This window comes from Psychrobacter sp. APC 3426, from assembly GCF_030408035.1.
GTDB lineage: Bacteria > Pseudomonadota > Gammaproteobacteria > Pseudomonadales > Moraxellaceae > Psychrobacter.
In genome coordinates, this window is sequence record NZ_JASDCF010000010.1 from 37,454 (window position 1) to 57,719 (window position 20,266).

Annotated in this window: 16 protein-coding genes; 13 read left to right on the forward strand and 3 right to left on the reverse strand. The window is 45.4% G+C overall.

Annotated features, from left to right (window positions below; all coding sequences use genetic code 11):
- Positions 1-71: 71 nt before the first annotated feature.
- The 11 genes from nuoE (at position 72) to QL919_RS07125 (ending at position 13,923) form a co-directional block, all read left to right on the forward strand.
- Positions 72-581, forward strand: a complete 510-nt coding sequence (nuoE, locus tag QL919_RS07075; RefSeq protein ID WP_290188857.1) for an NADH-quinone oxidoreductase subunit NuoE — start codon at positions 72-74, stop codon at positions 579-581.
- Positions 578-2,002 (forward strand): NADH-quinone oxidoreductase subunit NuoF, encoded by a 1,425-nt coding sequence (gene nuoF / locus QL919_RS07080; protein ID WP_290188858.1) that lies wholly within the window; start codon positions 578-580, stop codon positions 2,000-2,002. The genes nuoE and nuoF overlap by 4 nt, the downstream gene beginning before the upstream one ends.
- Positions 2,003-2,012: 10 nt before the next feature.
- Complete coding sequence (gene nuoG, locus QL919_RS07085; RefSeq protein ID WP_290188859.1) at positions 2,013-5,090, forward strand: NADH-quinone oxidoreductase subunit NuoG; 3,078 nt, start codon at positions 2,013-2,015, stop codon at positions 5,088-5,090.
- A gap of 52 nt (positions 5,091-5,142) precedes the next feature.
- Positions 5,143-6,135, forward strand: coding sequence for an NADH-quinone oxidoreductase subunit NuoH (nuoH, locus tag QL919_RS07090; protein WP_290188898.1), 993 nt, complete (start codon positions 5,143-5,145; stop codon positions 6,133-6,135).
- Positions 6,136-6,190: 55 nt separating this feature from the next.
- Complete coding sequence (gene nuoI, locus QL919_RS07095) at positions 6,191-6,739, forward strand: NADH-quinone oxidoreductase subunit NuoI (RefSeq protein WP_290188860.1); 549 nt, start codon at positions 6,191-6,193, stop codon at positions 6,737-6,739.
- Complete coding sequence (gene nuoJ, locus QL919_RS07100; protein ID WP_290188861.1) at positions 6,736-7,464, forward strand: NADH-quinone oxidoreductase subunit J; 729 nt, start codon at positions 6,736-6,738, stop codon at positions 7,462-7,464. Before nuoI ends, nuoJ begins: the two co-directional genes overlap by 4 nt.
- Before the next feature lie 98 nt (positions 7,465-7,562).
- On the forward strand, positions 7,563-7,871 hold the full coding sequence (gene nuoK, locus QL919_RS07105) for an NADH-quinone oxidoreductase subunit NuoK (protein WP_075101564.1): 309 nt from the start codon (positions 7,563-7,565) through the stop codon (positions 7,869-7,871).
- A gap of 4 nt (positions 7,872-7,875) precedes the next feature.
- Positions 7,876-9,750: an NADH-quinone oxidoreductase subunit L gene (nuoL, locus tag QL919_RS07110; protein ID WP_290188862.1), complete on the forward strand. Its 1,875-nt coding sequence runs from the start codon at positions 7,876-7,878 to the stop codon at positions 9,748-9,750.
- A 1-nt stretch (position 9,751) separates the two neighbouring features.
- Positions 9,752-11,377, forward strand: a complete 1,626-nt coding sequence (nuoM, locus tag QL919_RS07115) for an NADH-quinone oxidoreductase subunit M (protein WP_101206258.1) — start codon at positions 9,752-9,754, stop codon at positions 11,375-11,377.
- 3 nt (positions 11,378-11,380) lie between these two features.
- Positions 11,381-12,859, forward strand: a complete 1,479-nt coding sequence (locus QL919_RS07120; RefSeq protein WP_290188863.1) for an NADH-quinone oxidoreductase subunit N — start codon at positions 11,381-11,383, stop codon at positions 12,857-12,859.
- A gap of 221 nt (positions 12,860-13,080) precedes the next feature.
- A complete protein-coding gene (locus QL919_RS07125) occupies positions 13,081-13,923 on the forward strand; it encodes a ferredoxin--NADP reductase (protein ID WP_290188864.1) in 843 nt (280 codons plus the stop codon).
- A 131-nt stretch (positions 13,924-14,054) separates the two neighbouring features.
- Here the strand turns inward: QL919_RS07125 and QL919_RS07130 are convergent, their stop codons facing one another.
- Complete coding sequence (locus QL919_RS07130) at positions 14,055-14,834, reverse strand: hypothetical protein (RefSeq protein WP_290188865.1); 780 nt, start codon at positions 14,832-14,834, stop codon at positions 14,055-14,057.
- A 644-nt stretch (positions 14,835-15,478) separates the two neighbouring features.
- Between QL919_RS07130 and QL919_RS07135 the strand changes: the two genes are divergently transcribed.
- On the forward strand, positions 15,479-16,366 hold the full coding sequence (locus QL919_RS07135; RefSeq protein WP_290188866.1) for an energy transducer TonB: 888 nt from the start codon (positions 15,479-15,481) through the stop codon (positions 16,364-16,366).
- Between the two features lie 169 nt (positions 16,367-16,535).
- Positions 16,536-17,411 (forward strand): mechanosensitive ion channel domain-containing protein, encoded by an 876-nt coding sequence (locus QL919_RS07140; RefSeq protein ID WP_290188867.1) that lies wholly within the window; start codon positions 16,536-16,538, stop codon positions 17,409-17,411.
- Positions 17,412-17,617: 206 nt separating this feature from the next.
- Here QL919_RS07140 and ybeY read toward each other — a convergent pair whose 3' ends face one another.
- Together ybeY and QL919_RS07150 are read right to left on the reverse strand one after the other, a co-directional pair.
- On the reverse strand, positions 17,618-18,262 hold the full coding sequence (gene ybeY, locus QL919_RS07145; RefSeq protein WP_290188868.1) for an rRNA maturation RNase YbeY: 645 nt from the start codon (positions 18,260-18,262) through the stop codon (positions 17,618-17,620).
- A gap of 192 nt (positions 18,263-18,454) precedes the next feature.
- Positions 18,455-19,543 carry a PhoH family protein gene (locus tag QL919_RS07150; protein WP_290188899.1) on the reverse strand — a complete coding sequence of 363 codons (1,089 nt, stop codon included), beginning with the start codon at positions 19,541-19,543 and terminating at the stop codon, positions 18,455-18,457.
- Positions 19,544-20,266 lie beyond the last annotated feature (723 nt).

The window sequence follows — 20,266 nt, forward strand, 5'->3', positions numbered from 1 at the left end:
CAATGACAGTCAGTATTTAGACAGTTATGGTATTGTGATAAAGCGTGATGAGTGAGGAAAGATAGAAGATTATGAAAATTGTTTCCGACAAAATGCCAAAAGTAGATGTGGCAAGTATCCTCACTGCTGAGGAAATTGCTGCCATTCACGAGTTTATGCATCATTACCCACAGGCGCGCGCCGCCTCGCTAGACGCGCTAAAAATCGTGCAAAAGCGCAACGGTTGGGTCGATGATGCGCAAGTGAATGCCATTGCCAATATCTTAGATGTTCCGATGTCAGATATGGACGGTGTTGCCACGTTCTTTAACCGTATCTATCGTCAGCCTGTTGGTCGCCATGTGATTCTTATTTGTGATTCAGTGGCGTGTTATCTAACAGGTTATGAGACGCTATCGGCTGAGATTAGATCGCAGTTGGGTATCGAGTATGGACAGACGACTGCTGATGGTCGTTTTACGCTATTACCGATTTGCTGCTTGGGTAACTGTGACAAAGGTCCTGCCGTGCTGATAGACGAAGACACTTATGGTCCTGTCCAGCCTGAAGAGGTTGCGCAATTATTGGAGCTATACGCATGAGTTTAACGATTTCAGAGCAGATTGCTCGTCGCGGTCAAGGCCAAGCGCCAAGTCAGCTAAACGCACAGCGTGTTCCAATTTATGGTGATAAGGCCACAGCCACTAGCGAAACCAAACCGCTGACATGGCGTTTGGCACATCATGATGCTGTACTCGATTTAGCCACTTATGAATCTCTAAAAGGTTTTACGGGCCTAAAAGAAGCATTGTCTCAGTCGCCTAAAGACGTCGGCAATATGATTAAAGCAGCCAACGTCAGAGGTCGTGGCGGTGCAGGTTTTAACGCCGGTCTTAAATGGTCATTTATGTCACCACCAGACGGCTTGCCACGCTACCTCATCTGTAATGCTGATGAAATGGAGCCGGGTACCTTTAAAGACCGTCTATTGATGGAGCGTCTGCCGTTTCAGTTGATTGAAGGCATGCTCATTACTGCGCACGCTATCGGCGCGACTGACGGCTATATCTTTATCCGCGGTGAATATATATTGGCTGCTGAGCGTTTGGTTGCGGCTATTGAAGAATGTCTGGCCAATAATCTAATGGGCGACAATATTCTTGGCTCAGACTTTAGCTTCAATCTGCATGTGCATACTGGCGCTGGGCGTTATATCTGCGGTGAAGAAACCGCATTGATTAACTGCTTAGAAGGTCGCCGTGCTAACCCACGTACCAAACCCCCTTTCCCGCAAATCTCTGGTGCATGGGGCAGACCAACGGTTGTCAATAACGTTGAGACCTTATGCAATATGCCAGCCATCTTGAATCACGGCGTAGAGTGGTATCAATCACTATCCGAGATTAAAGGTAAAAGTAAAACGCCAGGCACCAAACTGTTTGGTTGCTCAGGATTAGTCAATGACCCAGGTCTGTGGGAATTGCCATTTGGTTATACGGCTCGCGAGATTATCGAAGAGTTGGCTGGCGGCATGAAAGAAGGTAAGACGTTAAAAGCATGGCTACCAGGCGGTGCATCGACTGACTTTTTGACTGCCAATCACTTAGATGTGGTCATGGATTTCGACACCATTCAAGAAGCCGGTAGCCGTATGGGTACTGGGTTGATTATGGTCGTTGACGAAGCACAGGACATGGTGCCACTGCTGCGCAACCTTGAGATTTTCTTTCAACGCGAATCTTGCGGATTCTGTACCCCGTGCCGTGATGGATTGCCTTGGGGCGTTAAACTGCTTACCGCCATCAATGATGGTGAAGGGCAAGTCGGCGATGTGGAAAAACTAGAAGGTCTGACGCGTGACTTATGGATTGGTAAAACATTCTGTGCGCATGCTCCGGGTGCGATGGAACCACTGATGAGTGCGATTAAATATTTCCGTCCAGAGTTTGATCAAAAAATCGCGCAGGCGGTTGGTGTAGATGTCATTGATGCTGCAGCCAATCAACAGCCAGAAGTGAAATAAGGAGAGCGGCATGGCAGTCATACATATTGATGGGACCACTGTCGAAGTAGATAGCGCAGATAACTTGCTACAAGCCTGCTTATCACTCGGCATTGATGTGCCGTATTTTTGTTATCATCCAGCCCTTGGCTCAGTCGGTTCTTGCCGTCAGTGCGCGGTCAAGCAATTCCAAAATAAAGAAGATATGGAAGCCGGTCGTGGTCGCCTCGTGATGTCATGTATGGTTGCCCCTGGCGACGACATGTATATCTCGGTCACTGACGATGAAGCCAAAGCATTCCGCAAGTCGATGGTTGAGCTACTGATGACCAACCATCCGCATGACTGTCCAACCTGTGAAGAGGGTGGACATTGTCATTTGCAGGACATGACGTATATGTCAGGTCATAGCCGTCGTCGTTATCGCTTTACCAAACGTACCCATCATAACCAAGAGCTTGGTCCGTTTATCGCGCATGAGATGAACCGCTGTATCGCTTGCTATCGCTGTGTACGTTTTTATAAGGACTATGCAGGCGGCGAAGATTTGGGTGTTTATGGCTCAAACAATCGCGTTTATTTTGGTCGTGATAAAGATGGTCAGTTTGAAAGCGAATTTTCAGGCAACTTAACGGAAGTTTGCCCAACCGGTGTGTTTACTGACAAAACGCATTCTGAGCGTTATAACCGTAAATGGGACATGCAGTATGCGCCAAGTATCTGTCATGGCTGCTCAGCAGGTTGTAACATCTCTCCAGGTGAGCGTTATGGCGAATTGCGCCGTATCGAAAACCGCTATAACGGCGAAGTAAACCGTTACTTCTTATGTGACCGTGGCCGTTTTGGTTACGGCTATGTCAATCGTGACGATCGTCCAACTCAAGCGCTTGAGCGTATCAACGATAAGCATGTCAAAATCAATATCGATTATGCATTGGATGAAACCATCAAACGCATCAAAGATAAAAAAGTCATCGGCATTGGCTCGCCGCGCGCCAGCCTTGAGACCAACTTTGCCCTTAAGAATTTGGTTGGTTTTGATAGTTTCTCAACCGGTCTTAATCATCAGCAGCAAGCACTGGTCAATAAATGTATCGAAGTACTCAGCACCGAGGGTATTTATAACCCAGGTATGACGGATATTGAAAGTCATGATGCGGTGTTGGTATTGGGTGAAGATATCACGCAAACCTCATCACGAGTAGCGCTATCAGTACGCCAAGCGGCAAAGAACGAAGGCCTAAAAATGGCGGCGGCATTACAGACGCAGCATTGGCTTGCTGAACCGGTTAAGCGTATCGCGCAAGATGCGTTAAGTCCAGTCTATGTCATCGATGTGACCCAAACCAAGCTAGAAGACATCAGTAAAGTCAGCGTGGTTGCCACACCTGAAGATATCATTAAACTGGGTTTTAAAGTGGCTGATGAGATTGCTAACTTTGCTGATGACTTGGCAGAAATAGCAGATCCACAATCGACTGAACAAGGTGTCGATACTGATGCGATGCAGGCACTCGCTCAGCAAATTGCTTATGACTTGGTTCAAGCAGATAAGCCGCTAGTCATCTCGGGTAGCAGCTTGTCATCGACTGCTTTAATAGAAGCAGCCGCGCAAATCACTCAGGTACTCACGCAAAAACGCACAGCAATTAAAGCGACTGAGCAACAGCAGGTTGAGGCACATAATGCCAAAGTACAGGCAGCCCAAGCAAAAGCGGCTAATGACCAGCCTGAAGAAGACCAAGACTTATCTGCTAAGCCAAACAAACCTGAAACGGGCGTGAATACAGAAGCACAAGATGACGTCGAGCGCGAGCCTGCGAAAAAACTTGAGCTAAAAGAAGTCAATAAAAAATATCATGCACAAGCAGGTATTTACTTAACGGTGCCTGATGCCAACAGCATGGGTGTCTGTATGCTTGGTGGTCAGTCAGTTGAAGAAGTATTAGCCACTGACTTTGATGTGGTTATCGTCGCTGAAAATCAGCTGACTGATGCCATCGACGCCAATAAGCTAACACAACTATTGGCAGACAAGACCGTCATTGCACTGGATCATCAACTGCTTGATTGGCACAAAGACGTCGACATCGTCTTACCTGCCGCCAGTTTCGCTGAAGCAGATGGTACGCTTATCTCTGCTGAAGGTCGTGCTCAGCGCTTCTTCCAAGTTTATGATAACGAATACTACCATCCGATGAGCAGCATCAAAGAAGGCTGGCGCTGGTTACATGCCGTACATAGCAGCATTGAAGGTCGTGATGTTGACTGGACACAGCTTGATGATGTTATCAATGCGTTGATTGCCACACACCCTAAACTTGCTGGTATCAAAGGCGCTGCGCCTGATGCTGATTACCGTATCACGGGTCTAAAAATTGCTCGTCAGCCGCGCCGCTATTCAGGTCGTACCGCCATGCGTGCTCCAATCTCAGTACATGAGCCGATGCAGCCAAAAGATTTGGATACGGGCTTAACTTTCTCAATGGAAGGCTATAGTGGTAAACAAACGCCAAGCTCGATGATTCCTTTTGCCAATGCGGCAGGTTGGAACTCACCGCAAGCATGGAATAAGTATCAAGACAAAGTCGGCGGCAGTCTGAAAAACGGTGACCCAGGCGTGCGCTTGTTCGATCAACTAGAGCGTCTGGCCACGCGTCAATATGTGGCACCAGAAGCCATGTCTGCAACCACGACTGACTTGCAGCAGGGACAAGCAAAGCTTGTGCCTATCTATAATATTTATGCCAGCTCAATGATGGCATCACGTAGCCCAATTGTTGCCGAGCAACTGCCTGTTGCGGCATGGCATATCGGTATGGACGATGCCAAAGACTGGAACATTGCGGCTGGTGATTACTTAGCCATCGAGATTGATAAGCAACAAATTACCTTGCCCGTTCAGCTCGTCGGCTATTTAGCGGAAGGCTGTATCGGCTATCCCGTTGGACAGGTGAGTATCATTCACCCCTCAATGCCAGCATCAGTCCGCAAAATTGATGCACCAGTAACGATGATGGGCAGCATGGCTAATGACAGCGATTTAACTGCGAATACTAACGATACAGCGCCCGTAAATAGCGCGCCGACCACCACACAGGAGGTGTAATATGCAAGTTACCCGTATTATCCCTGATGTGCCAAGCTTTTTGGCCGGCAGTATGAGCTTTGATACTTGGTCCATTTTATTTATGGTAGGGCAATCACTGGTTATTTTCTTAGTGGTGGTCATGGTTGCCGCGATGATGATTGTCTATGAGCGCCGCATGTTGGCCTTGTGGCAAGACCGCTATGGTCCAAACCGTGTCGGGCCATTTGGTTCATTACAACTGGTTGCTGATATGCTAAAAATCTTCTTTAAAGAAGATTGGACGCCAAACTTTACCGATAAGTTTATGTTTACTTTGGCACCTGCGGTCGCCATGTTTACCGCATTGGCCTCATTTGCCATTATTCCTATCTCGCCAACCCTTGGGGTGGCTGATTGGGATATCGGTATTTTGTTCTTTTTTGCCATGGCAGGTATTGCAGTCTATGCAGTGATGTTCGGCGGTTGGGCGTCTGCGAACAAATTCTCACTATTGGGTGGTCTTCGTTCTGCAGCACAAACCATCAGTTACGAAGTGTTCTTAGGCTTATCATTAATGGGCGTAGTCGCATTGACTGGCTCATTTAACTTGCGCGAAATCGTTGAGTCACAGATTGACGGCTGGTATATCATTCCGCAGTTTTTTGGCTTTTTGACCTTTGTTGTCGCTGGTGTTGCGGTTACTCATAGGCACCCATTCGATCAGCCAGAGGCAGAGCAAGAATTGGCCGAAGGCTATCATGTTGAATATTCTGGCATGAAGTTCGGTATGTTCTTCATCGGAGAATATGTCAACGTCGTCCTGATTTCTGCATTGATGACCTGTCTGTTCTTCGGCGGTTGGCTGGCGCCCTTTAATTTAGATATTCCATTTATTCCACCAGCTTTTTGGTTCATGATTAAGACGCTGTTCTTTATGACCATGTTTATTTTGGCTCGAGGCTCACTCATGCGTCCGCGCTATGATCAGGTGATGAACTTTGGCTGGAAAGTCTGCCTGCCAGTAACGCTGATTAATTTAATTGTTACTGCTGCGGTCATTTTGATCTTTTCCCCAACGTTGTAATCATTACTAGCCATCATTGATGAACTAGGGTAAAGCTGATAAGGATAATAATCCCATGTTTACTACCATAAAAAAGACCGTCATTGGTATATTTACCATTGTCCGCAGCATGTGGATGGTCAATAGTCATGCGCTCAGGCCACGCGACACTATTTTGTATCCTGAAGAGCCGGTACCCGTACCGCCGCGTTTTCGTGGACGCATTATCTTGTCTCGTGACCCTGATGGTGATGAGCGCTGTGTTGCCTGTAACTTATGTGCGGTGGCATGTCCAGTGGGTTGTATCTCATTGCAAAAAGCAGAACGTGAAGACGGACGTTGGTATCCAGAGTTCTTCCGTATTAACTTTTCGCGCTGTATCTTTTGCGGATTGTGTGAGGAAGCCTGTCCGACGACAGCCATTCAAATGACCCCAGATTTTGAGTTGGGTGAATATAAGCGCCAAGATTTGGTCTACGAAAAAGAGCACCTGCTCATTTCAGGACCAGGTAAGTATCCTGATTATAACTATTATCGTGTGACGGGTATGGCGGTAGCGGACAAACCAAAAGGCGCATCACAAAACGAAGCTGCACCGATTGATCTAAGGAGCTTGCTGCCATGATGAGTATTTTAAACAGTCCTGAATTGGCAGGGTTTTACTCACTCGCTGCTGTGGCTATATTTGCCAGCTTGCGAGTGGTGACTCAGGCCAATCCAGTGCATGCTATTTTATCGATGATTGTGTCGTTATTGGCCATATCGGGCATATTCTTTGTATTGGGTGCGCCCTTCGCTGGTGCGCTAGAAATCGTTGTCTACGCTGGTGCCATTATGGTGCTGTTCGTCTTTGTCATTATGATGCTCAATTTGGGCATGAGTAATGATGAGCGTGAAGAGCGTTGGTTGGATGCGGGTACGTGGGCGCTACCGACAGGGCTGACGATTATTATCGCCGTTGTGCTGTATGCGATGATTGGTCTTAATCATGACGATGCGGCGATGATTGGTGGCACGACCATCTCTGCCAAAACGGTCGGTACGGTGTTATTTACTAAGTATGTCATGTTGGTTGAAGTGGCTGCATTGCTGCTATTGGCTGCATTGGTTGCGGCTTATCATTTGGGTAAAGAAACAAAGGATGATGAGATTATCGGCAACGATAGTCAAGACATTCAGGCAGATGTCGGCAGCATCGTACAATATGATAACCGCCACACAGACAGCAGCTATCCAGATAGTGATGCGGTAAAAATGGCGAAACCATACGAATATAAAGATGTTGACCCGCATGACTATGTCGGTAAGCAGGTAGGTGTACAACGAGTCACGCGCAAGGAGTCAGACTGATGGTACTAGCAGCAAGCGTGGCACAAGATGTGTCAAACGTGCCGTTTGCCCATGAGGTAGCAGGCTTTGTACAGCCAGCTGCTGAGGCGCAACAGGTACTGGGCATGATTCCCATGAGTCACGGATTGATTTTGGCAGGTATTTTATTTGCCATCGGTCTGTGCGGCGTCATGGTACGACGTAATTTTCTATTTATGCTGATGAGTCTTGAGATCATGATGAACGCGACAGCATTAGCATTTGTGGTAGCAGGCAGTCGCTGGGTCGATCCGGATGGACAAATCATGTTTATCTTTATTTTGACTTTGGCAGCTGCTGAAGCCTCAATCGGTCTGGCAATATTATTGCGGTTTTATCATAAGCGTGGGCATCTCGATGTCGATAGCGCCAATGAGATGAAAGGATGATGTCATGAGTTTATTACCATTAACCTTTATATTCCCGCTCATTGGCTTTTTGATTTTAGCCTTTATGCGCGATAAATTAACAGAGCAAGTGGCGATGATAGTCGGTGTCGGTAGCATGTTGCTATCAGCCCTCTGTACGCTCGTCGTAAGCTATACTTTTTTGACCAGTAATCCAGCTGGAACGGTAGTAGAGATTCCGCTATGGACTTGGTTTCAGGTCGGTGATTTTGCACCGAGCTTCGGTCTCAGCTTTGATGGCTTGGCATTGACCATGACAGGTGTTATTACTGGTATCGGCTTTTTGATTCATATGTTTGCCGCTTGGTACATGAAAGGCGATACTGGCTTTGCCCGTTTCTTTAGCTATATGAACTTGTTCGTCGCCAGTATGTTGTTGCTAGTGCTAGCAGATAACTTGTTTTTGCTTTATCTCGGTTGGGAAGGCGTGGGTATCTGTTCGTACTTGCTGATTGGTTATTACTATCATGACAGAGCCAACGGTCTTGCGGCAATGAAAGCCTTTACCGTGACTCGCGTGGGTGATGTGTTCTTAGCCTTTGGTTTGTTCTTATTGTTCCGTGAGTTCGGTACACTGAATATTCAAGAGATTATCACTCGCGCGCCAGAAGTCTTTGATATCAACAATCCAACGATGATGCTGACCACCATGATGCTCGTTGGCGGTGCCATGGGTAAATCAGCTCAGCTACCATTACATACGTGGCTTGCTGATGCAATGGCAGGCCCAACGCCAGTATCGGCATTGATTCACGCCGCAACGATGGTCACGGCAGGGGTTTATTTAATCGCCCGTCTGCATCCATTGTTTGAGCTGACCCCAGGTATTTTATTGTATTGGGTTGGTGGCGTCGGGGCGCTGACGCTGGTCGTTGCTGGATTCTGTGCGCTCGCACAAACCGATATCAAGCGTATCCTTGCTTATTCGACCATGAGCCAGATTGGCTATATGTTCTTAGCATTGGGCGTTGGCGCATGGCAAGGGGCTATCTTCCACTTGATGACCCATGCTTTCTTTAAAGCACTATTATTCTTATCATCAGGTGCGGTCATCCTAGCGGTACACCATGAGCAAAACATCTTTAAGATGGGCGGCTTACGTAAAAAGATACCCTTGGTATTTTGGTGTTATATCGTTGGTGGCGGTGCACTGGCTGCCATACCTTGGGTCACCGTTGGTTTCTACTCTAAAGAAGCGATTCTATGGGAGACTTATGCCACCGGTCATCTGGTATTGTTCTACATGGGTGTGTTTGGCGCTTTCTTAACCGCACTTTATACCTTCCGTATGATTTGGATTATCTTCTTTGGTGAAGAAAAAACGCCTGCGCACAAGCTATCAGGGGTGTCATATTGGCTACCACTTACCGTGCTACTGGTGTTATCAACTGCCGTCGGTGCGTGGATTACACCGCCATTGCAAGGTGTGTTGCCAGAGAGTGTTGGGCATCTATTAGAAGTGGCCGGTCAAGCAGAAGCGAAACATACAGCAGAATACATAGCGATGGGCGCCATGCTCGCCGGTTTGGTATTGGCTGCATTATTATATGTGGTGAATAAAGGTCGTTTGCTAACGAGCTTTAAGCGTACCCGTATCGGCGGCGCGTTGTATCACTGGTGCTACCATGGCCTAGGCTTCGATGCGCTATACGATATAATTTTTGTAAAACCCTTTTTGTTCATCGGCCGCTTATTTAAAGCCGACCCTATCGATAAAACGTGGCTGTTGTTACCTAAGCTGGCTTCAGCGGGTAATAAAGTATTGTCTGCGACGCAAACAGGGTCACTTCGAGGCTACGCCGCAAGCTTTGGCTTGGGTGTTGCTGTATTGCTAGTGCTGGTAATGATGACGGTGGTATAAGATGATTGAGTTACAACAAACGTGGATGCTACCAGCATTAATCGCAATTCCTTTTATTGCAGGGTTGCTGTGTTGGTTGGTAGAGCGGTTTAATAAACGTCTGCCGCGCTGGATTGCCTTAATTGGTATGACGTTGACCTTTGCATTGTCACTAGTGCTGTGGCAATACGGCGACTATAGCGGCATGAGTAAGCAAGTGATTGCGCCGGATGCAAACGTGCCATGGGTCGCTGAGTTCAGTGTGCCATGGATACCAAGCTTCGGTATCAGCTTTCACTTGGCATTAGATGGTTTGTCTTTATTGATGGTGGGATTGACAGGACTGCTCGGTATAGCTGCGGTTGCCTGTTCGTGGAATGAGATTCAGCGTCGTGTTGGTTTCTTCCATCTAAACCTGCTGTGGAGTTTGGGCGGTGTCATCGGTGTTTTCTTAGCGATTGATCTGTTCTTATTCTTCTTCTTTTGGGAGATGATGCTGGTTCCTATCTACTTCTTGATCGCTATCTGGGGTCATGATGTCGTTGGCAAAACCAAAGAGTATGCAGCAACCAAGTTCTTTATTTATACCCAAGCGTCTGGGCTTATCATGCTCATCGGTATCTTGGTGTTGGTCATTATCAGCTATGCCCAAAAAGGGGTGGTGAGCTTTAATTATAATGACTTACTCGGCACCTCACTTGGTGGTTGGGAATATCCCATCATGCTGTGCTTCTTTATTGGCTTTGCGGTGAAGCTACCAATCATTCCTTTCCATGGCTGGTTGCCAGATGCGCACGCACAGGCACCTACCGCAGGTTCGGTGGATTTGGCCGGTGTTCTAATTAAAACAGCTGCTTATGGTTTGATTCGTTTTGTCTTGCCATTGTTTCCAGCCGCCTCACAAGAGTTTGCGCCGATCGCCATGACTTTGGGTACCATTGGTATCTTCTATGGTGCGTGGCTAGCCTTTATGCAAACCGACATGAAGCGTCTATTGGCTTATACCAGTATCTCGCACATGGGCTTTGTGGTATTGGCCATTTATGCTGGAACATTACTCAGCTTGCAAGGGTTGATGATTCAGATGCTCGCGCACGGGCTTAGCTCAGCGGCATTGTTCATCATGGCAGGGCAATTATATGAGCGTCTGCACACGCGTGATTTGACGCTGATGGGCGGTATGTGGGGTCAGTTCCGCTACTATGCGCCGATATTAATGTTCTTTTGTGCCGCTTTACTTGGTATTCCAGGGACCGGTAACTTCATTGGCGAGTTTATGATTTTATTTGGCTCATTTGCTCAGTATCCAGTGTTTGTGGTATTTGCCACTTTCAGCTTGGTACTCGCAGGCCTATACTCGCTCATTTTAATTCATCGTGCATTGTTTGGTAAAAACAACATCGAAGCATTGGCTGCGCATGAGACCAAGTCACATGGTTTACCACCCCGTAAGCTAAAAGATTTGGGCAAACGTGAGCTGTCGCTATTATTGATGTTGGCTGCTGGTTTGGTATGGCTCGGATTATATCCACAGCCGTTCCTTGATACCTCAAGTCATGCGATGCAGTGGATTAATAATGCTTATATATACAGTCAAGTAACACAGGTAGATGCGTCGCAACTGCTTGATGCAATGGAGGCACGTTAAGTCATGAATGATATTACGATAAATGATTTGATGGGATTGCTACCTTACGCACCAATCATTGCCGTGGTGATTACGGTGTTGCTGGTAATGATTGCCATCACCGTTAAACGCTCGCATATGGTTACCGGTACTGTCACGGTAATCGGTTTAAATATTGGCCTGTTTACCTTAATCGGTCAGATGACTGGTGTCATCGAAAGCGGTACGATGGTACCAAACGCTGAGCAGTTATTTATTATTGATAACTTTGCTCAGTTCAATATGGTGGTGATTTTAATCTGTGCCTTGGCTTGCTGTACGTTATCTTATGCGTACCTAGCTGACCTAAAAGACAATAAAGATGAGCTGTATCTGCTCATGTTGCTATCGACGGTTGGTGCGCTACTGATGGTCAGTGCTCAGCATATGGCGTCGTTCTTTATGAGCTTAGAGATGCTTTCAGTGCCGCTCTATGGTCTATTGTCTTATACCTATATGCGCAACCGTTCACTAGAGTCGGGACTCAAGTACTTAGTGTTGTCAGCGACGGCATCGGCTACCTTGTTGATGGGTATGGCCTTTATCTACGCTGAAGTAGGCTCCTTGGCCTTTAAACCAATCAGCATGGTATTAGGCAATCTGTTTGAGTCACCACTATTGATACTTGGCGCGGCGCTGATGATGTTTGGTATTGCCTTTAAACTGTCGGCTGCTCCTTTTCACATGTGGACACCAGACGTTTACGAAGGCGCACCAGCACCTATTGCGACTTTCCTAGCATCGGTATCAAAAGTTGCGATGATGGCATTGGCCGTTCGTTTCTTAATCGATACCGCGCTATTGGCACTACCATCGGTACAAATGTTATTGATGGTGATGGCAACCTTGTCTATTTTAGTTGGTAACTTACTGGCGGTGCGTCAGACCAGTCTCAAACGTCTATTGGGTTATTCATCCATTGCTCATATGGGTTATGTGCTGATTGTAATCGTGAGTATCGGTACGGCAGCGGACAGTATCTCTAGTATGTATATGGCGGTTTATGCCTTTACGTCTATCGGTGCCTTTGGTGTGGTGACGTTGATGTCGAGCCCTTATCGTTTGGCTGGTGAAGCCGATGAGCTGACCCATTACCAAGGATTGTTCTGGCGTCGTCCAGTACTGACTGCTGTCATGACCATTATGATGTTGTCACTGGCAGGTATTCCACTGACGGCCGGCTTTATCACCAAGCTATTTGCGATATTGGCAGCGGTACAAGGTACCAACTGGTTCCTAGCTGCGATGATTATCCTAGGTAGTGCGATTGGTCTGTTCTATTACTTACGTGTGTTGCTCACATTGTTCAAACGTCCTAAGCAATTCATCGAGTTTGATGTGGCTGGGCAGTGGGGCATTCGTACCGGTGGTATTATGGTCATCGCCGTCACAGCGATTATCCTGTTCTTTGGTATCTTGCCAAACAGTATGATTGAATGGGCAAGCTTGGCACGTATCTGGTAATGCTGTTACAGATATGGATTAAGTAAGTATTAGCATAAGATAAGTCGCTGCATTTTTATTCCACGGCTTATCTGCGACTACGGTTAGAAAGCCAAGATGCGCCAGCTTTATGATAAGCTTGGCGCATCTTTTGGTTTGACCCCTTTAAAAACAAATAAACACAACCATCAATAGAAGTATTAAAAGAAAACGACTAATAAAAACGAGAGTGATTAACTATTATGAGTGACAATATTCAAAAAGTAACGGTACTCAGTAAGACCACTTGGACGCCCAATCTATTTAGTTTTACGGTCAGCCGTCCAGACAGCTTTAAATTTACCGCAGGGCAATTTGTACGCTTAGGTGTCAATCCCAGTCAATTAAAATACTATCAGCAGCAAAGTGCAGCAGGTAATGATGCCGCTAGTGAAGAGATGAATGAGGCAGTTAACGAAGATATCTATCGTGCCTATTCAATTGTCTCTTCACCCTTTGATGAGATATTAGAGTTTTTCTCTATTGTCATTCCTGAAGGTGCGTTTACCTCACAGCTGCAACACCTAGAAGTGGGTGATGAGCTGCTGCTCAATAGCATGCCGTTTGGCTTTTTGACATTGGCACGTTACCAAAAGCCATTGCCAAAAGACTTATGGCTACTAGCGACAGGTACTGGATTGGCACCCTTCTTGTCTATGCTACAAGATATGCAAACATGGCAAGACTACGAGCATATCGTCTTGGCCTACAGCGCGCGCTCGACAGAGGAGTTGGCTTATATCGAACTGATTGAGCGCTTACAAGAAGACTTTGGCTCGTTGGTTGATAATCCTGCCAAATTAATTTTTATACCCATCGTTACTCGTGAGCCTGTCGAAGGTGCCTTGACAGAGCGTCTACCGAAACTGCTATTGGACGGTACATTGCAAGAGCGGGCAGGGATTGCGCTCGATATCGATACTACACACGTCATGCTATGTGGCAACCCAGAGATGGTCGACGATACCAAAGAAGCATTAAAGACCTTAGGTCTAGTGATGAATCGTCGCGGTGAAGGCAATATCGCAGTAGAGAACTACTGGTAGACCAAGTCTAACCACTCTATATAAGCGCTCATATATAAACGGCCACAAAAAAACGCCGCTACTTTACTGAAGTAAAGTAGCGGCGTTTTGATGGGCTATTACGGACGATTGATAGCCCATATACTTGGATATTAAACCTGACTTGGTTCGGTAGCATCATCGATCGGATTGATAGGTCCTTGCATCAGTTCGGGCTTGTCATCAGCACCGATGATGTCTTCGTTGCTGCTGGCCGCCAACAAGTCACGATAATTAATCTGCGTCTTTAAAATCATCTGTTCTTCTTCAAGCTCGCCATAATTGACTTGCACCTTATGCAAAGTACTCATGATTTTTTTGTTCTTTTTTAGCCAGCGATTGATATCAAGATAGATGACTTCGTCTTTTGCACGCGCAATATTGATATAAGACAGTATAAAGCCCAATGGATCCTTTTTTAGGATGCTGTGATAGAACCAAATAAAGAGTTTGATGCCTTGGCGCTTTAAAAAAGACTCGCAGCGTAGGTTTAGGACATCGGTATAAGTTTGCTGACCAAAGACAAAACGCTGTACATTACGATCAAGCTGAACGTGAATCAAACTAAAGTTACTGGCGATTTCAACATAAATCCCCGAAATATCGATGGTACAGTACAAGCGAAACCAGTCATCATGCATCTCAACACGCAGCTCTAAGATGGCTTTTACATTGTCCGTCACAAACTTTTGCAGCGCGTCATTGACGTATTTTTGTGCGACGGGTAACGACAGTTCATCCTCGAACTTATCCGTCGTTTTGGTGTACATTTTTTTGATAGACTGGGTCAGGCGCTCCCAACCACCGCTAAATGACTCATCAAAACGGTAGCCGATATTTTCAAAAAACTCATCAAAACTGTCTGAACTATCCACGTTATCAAAATCACTCAAACTGATTATCCTTATAATTATAGGGGTCGCTACTGCATCGATAATATAAAGCTACTGATTTAAAGGCAATGAATGGAAATATATGGTCATAGTGCCAATAAAGCACTTGATTCAACCAATGTCCGCTCATGGACCACCACCATAAAACACTATATATGGCTGTATTTATTTGAATTTTACCATCAATAGGGTGGTTATGTTTTGGACTGGATAGGCTAAAACCAGCCCTTTAATAATGTGAAACTTATCAAACAGTATATAACAAATATGATGCCTTCAAAATGCACATACGCGTTTTGTAGCAAATGAGTTACTACTGTTCGCGCTGATAATTTGTTTGACGATGGCTAAATTATTGGTTAGCTGTGATATACCACACCGGTTTATAGCATTTTTAGTGTCTTGCCTTGTCGATAAAGTGACCAAAGGTTGCATCGTCTACTTGAGTGGCATCCATTGATGAACGATAGGTGGACGCTCGGCAATAGTGATTATGCTAGCGACGCAATTCTACGTCATGTTATGATAGCGCCGGCATTGCATATATAGTCAATCCCATATAAATCAGAAAAATTCATAAAGCGAAGGCGACGATACATAACTGTCGTTAATGATAAGCTTGTACCCCTAATTTGAGACCTACTGTGACCTATATCAAAGACTCACAAAGCTACCATTTTTCAGCGCAAGCGCCCAAGCGTGACGTAAGCTTGCCTGTTGCCGTCATTATTGCAGTAGGCGTACATGCCCTGATTATATTTGGTATCAGTTTTTCTATGGGACAAGACCCTGCTGCGATGATGCAGGATGTGGCAAAAGCATTGACCGATAATATGCAGCCAAATGAAGATGCCCAGTTTATTGCCAATGCCTCTCAAGTGGGTGGCGGCACGGTACATGAGCAATTAAGGCAAGAGACGGACCAAACCAGTCCACTATCAGCAGAGCAAATGAGTGAGACGCAGGATGTGATTACCTTGCAGCGCCAAGTTCGCCAGCAGCGTTATCAAGAGAGCTATCTGCGCACCACCTTAAGCTGGCGTCAGGCAAGTGTAGAGTCTGACAACGACAGCAAGCAGCCACAAGACGATATCATGGCGCAAGAAGAGCGCCTGCGTAAGCAAATCGCTACCTTGGAGGCGCAGTTGTCTCAGCGTCAGCAAGTCTATGCCACCAAATCAAAAGTGGTGACAGTTGATAGTAACTCGACGACGAAAGGGGCTGCTGCTGACTATATCAATACGTTTCGTGAACATGTCGAGCGGGTTGGTAACTTACAATATCCAGCACAAGCGCGCGCACAAGGTATCACCGGTGACGTGCGCCTCATGGTGATTATCAGTAGTGATGGTAATATCAAAGCCATTCGTCTGTTAGAAAGCTCAGGCTCAACGATATTGGACGAAGCTGCAAAACAGTCCGTTCGCCAAGCTGCGCCTTTCGGTAAATTTACCAAAGACATGAGCGATATCGTCGAGCTGCGCTTGATACGTACCTACCGTTACAGTGACAAAGTAGATGTCACTTATTGATGGGTAATGGTGGTTGTCGATATGGTTAAGCAAATAAACAGCGTTCAAGATGCCTGCCATTCAGAAGAGCAGCATTAACGTCGCTAAGTACAATTTATCAGAATATTACTATTAGCATATTCTTACAGAATACATTTACCAATACATTTTTATAGTATAAAGAGTCAGTATGGAATTTTTAGGTTTTACAGTAGATATTGCATCCCTTACTAGCAACGCATTGAGCTTAGCCATTAAGATTGCGTTAGCCATAATCATATTCGTGGTAGGGCGTTGGCTTGCTAAAAAGGCAGTCACATTTGCTCACGGTATTATGTTGCGTAGCCATTTGGATGATACTGTTGCTAATTTTTTAGGTCGCTTGTTATATGGCGTGTTATTAGTGGTGGTTGCTCTAGCGGCGTTGAGTAAGGTTGGCGTGCAAACGACCTCAGTCGTTGCCATATTGGGTGGTGCAGCGGTAGCGATTGGTCTGTCATTAAAAGATCAGCTGTCGAACTTCGCCGCTGGTATTATGATTGTGACTTTCCGTCCGTTTGTACGCGGTGATTATGTACAAATCAGTAGCTACACAGGCACGGTAACCGAGATTACTTTAATCAATACCCACCTGACGACGATTAACAATCACGACATCATCATTCCTAATAGTGATATCACCACCTCAGCGGTGACTAACTACACGGCGCTGCCAAATCGCCGCGTCGATATCACCGTTGGTATTGGCTATGATGCTGATATTAAGACTGCTAAAAACGTCATGCTGAGCTTGGCTAAAAATAACCCGATGGCATTTACCGACCCTGAGCCTGTGGTACGTGTGACCAATCTGGGTGATAACTCGGTAGATTTGACCTTAAACGTTTGGACAACGAACGATGATTGGTGGTCAATGCAGTGCGACTTGCTAGAGCAGTTTAAACATGCGCTGGATGACGAGAAGATTGAGATTCCATTCCCGCAGCGTAGCGTCCATGTTAAAGGGCTGGATCAGATGATTAATCAGATGGGTCAATCACAAAAACTGCCTATGACCAAAGATTAACCAAAGAATGACCAAAGACGAATCACCTCAAAAAAACTAGCCATCTTAAAAAAGCTGGCTATCTTAAATGATTGGCTAGGTAAAAATGACCACCTCAAACTTATACCATTTCCAAAAATTAGAGTAACGCGGAAAACTTGCGCAAGTACTACACCTAGTAGGCTGAGCAAGTTTGACAACGTTAATTGCACTTTTTGGGTTTGGTATTAAGCATTGGGAAGATAAGGGTTTGGTAGATGTAAATCTGCCAAAATCTCAATCTCAAAGCCTTCCATCTCATCCTGCTCAGCCTGTCCAAGCTCATGATCGAACCCCAGTAGATGCAACATGCCATGTACCAGTAAATGGCTAATATGCTGCGCTACCGTTTTATCTTGTTCTGCAGCTTCACGCACCATCACCTCATGACAAATAATAAGCTCACCAAGGGGCAGCGTTGGCATCAGCTCAATGATGGCGGCAGGCAGATCGCTTGGGTAAGATAAAATGTTGGTCGCATAATCCTTACCACGCGCCTCCAGATTTAACTCTCGCCCTTCAACGCTATCAGTAATATAGATGTCTAATGCTTTGGATTTCTCTTGCCACAATTCAGGATTGATATCGTCAAAGTAGGGCAGCGTCAGACCATTTTTAACCCGCTCAGAGATATAATCCAAAGTCGCCATCATGACCTTTAGTAAGTTTTCGCGATGATAAAACGTATCAAGCGTAGCGTCGTCGATGCTATCAGTCGCGCTAATATCAAGGGCTGCGAAACTGGCATCATAATTATTTGTATTAATATCGACGCTATTGTTCATGCTGCCATCCTGTACATCAGCGATTACTTTATTATTAGAGGGAGTCATTGCTTTATCCTATTCAGAAATAGTGGGCTGCTTACGCCTCATCATCTCATATATTTTAGTCGTTTCATTCAGGCTATGGTAGCAGCGCGAACCACATCCACCCTAAGTTTGCGCAACACTTAGCAGTAAAAAACCGGACTACAATCAGTAATCCGGTTTGATGCTTTAGAATGCGAAAGTTAACCGCTGCAATTATAGCTTCGCCGCCGCATCAGCAACGGCTTGTTTGCGCTCTTGTTCTTTCATGCGCTCAAACTTACGTTTTTCTTGTAGTGCGACTTGTTCTTCATCGAACACATCATAAGCTTCGACGATTTTTTGTACCAGTTGATGGCGTACCACGTCTTTTGAGTCAAACTTGGTGATATGAATCTCTTCAATGTTACTGAGGATTTCCATTGCCTGTGCCAAACCTGATTTGTGTCCACGCGGCAAATCAACCTGAGTGATGTCACCAGTAATGACCGCTCGTGAGCCAAAGCCCAGACGTGTCAAAAACATTTTCATCTGTTCAGGTGTGGTATTTTGCGCTTCATCTAGGATGACAAATGAGTTGTTTAATGTACGACCGCGCATGTAAGCAAGCGGTGCAATCTCAATGATTTGACGCTCAATCAATTTACCAACTTTTTCAAAACCTAGCATCTCATAGAGTGCATCGTATAACGGACGTAGATAGGGATCGATTTTTTGCGTTAAATCACCCGGTAAGAAGCCTAACTTTTCGCCAGCTTCTACCGCTGGACGCACCAGTAATATACGCTCAATCTCATTGCGCTCTAACATATCAACTGCACAAGCGACTGCTAGGTAGGTCTTACCAGTACCGGCAGGACCAATACCGAATGACACATCAGAGCTTAGTACGTTTTTTACGTAACGTTGTTGATTACCGCCACGTGGCGTAATTCTACCATTGCGAGTACGCAAGCTAATGGGCGTAAACTCATCGGCTGCATCCAAGTTATCGGCATCTTCCTCGTCAGCGAGCTGTTCATCGGCTGCTATATCTTCATCACGAGAGATACTCGATTGAATAATCAGATGTAACTCTTCTGCGCTGATGTCTTTGGTATTTTGTGCTTCATCTACCATCTTGTAGATAATGCGTTCGCCGCGTTCGACAGCCGTCACATCACCGCTCAGACAGAAGTCACCGTGGCGCTGCATGATTTTGATGTCGAGGCGATCTTGGATATATTTCATGTGATTATTATATTCGCCGAGCACGGTTTTGAGCTGTGCTGGCGTTAATGATTCGAACTTTATACGGCGGCTCATGGAATCAGTCAAGCGATTATCCTTGTATTTGGTTGCCCGCGGCTATTATGGCCAATCTTCTATTATGGTTTGGTTAATAAATGGCGATAGATTAACGGGCTTCAGAGATAAAATAATTAATTGTGTGTTATTGCTTTTAAATGATTTTTATAACGTTTGTTGCTTTTATAACGGTTATTTGGCTGATAGAAATTAAAATGACGGTAAATGGCTGATAAAAATGGTTATTCGTAAAATGACTGGTAATAAGTAACTCTCCTGCCTTCATTATGGTAGATAGATTTGAAAATTCAAGCGATATAAGGGAGGTAGTGCTTTGTTTTTGTATGGCGATTGCAACTACTACCTATATTTTGCTGTTCTCAATGTTGAGTCATTTTAAAAGCGAGTGTTTTGTAGGTTTGAGCTTTCTAAGATACAAGCCGTTTTTAGATAATAGGTGAAAATCAGAAATCCTATACACTCGCTGAGGATACTGTCAAGAGCACGGCATGCGCGGTAATTTGTGGTAATCTATTGCTTAGATAAGACAGCTATAAAAGCCAAGCTGAAAAGTGTCAAAAAACGATAAATCTTCTAAAAAAATAACATTTTTGAGTGCGTGTTCATCACGTCTAAACGCGTGTTAAAAGGATCATATTAGGAATAATAACCATGCAAAATACTGAAGCAAATTTGTCAAAATCTAATCATATTAAATCTAGTCATATTCATAAAGCGGCT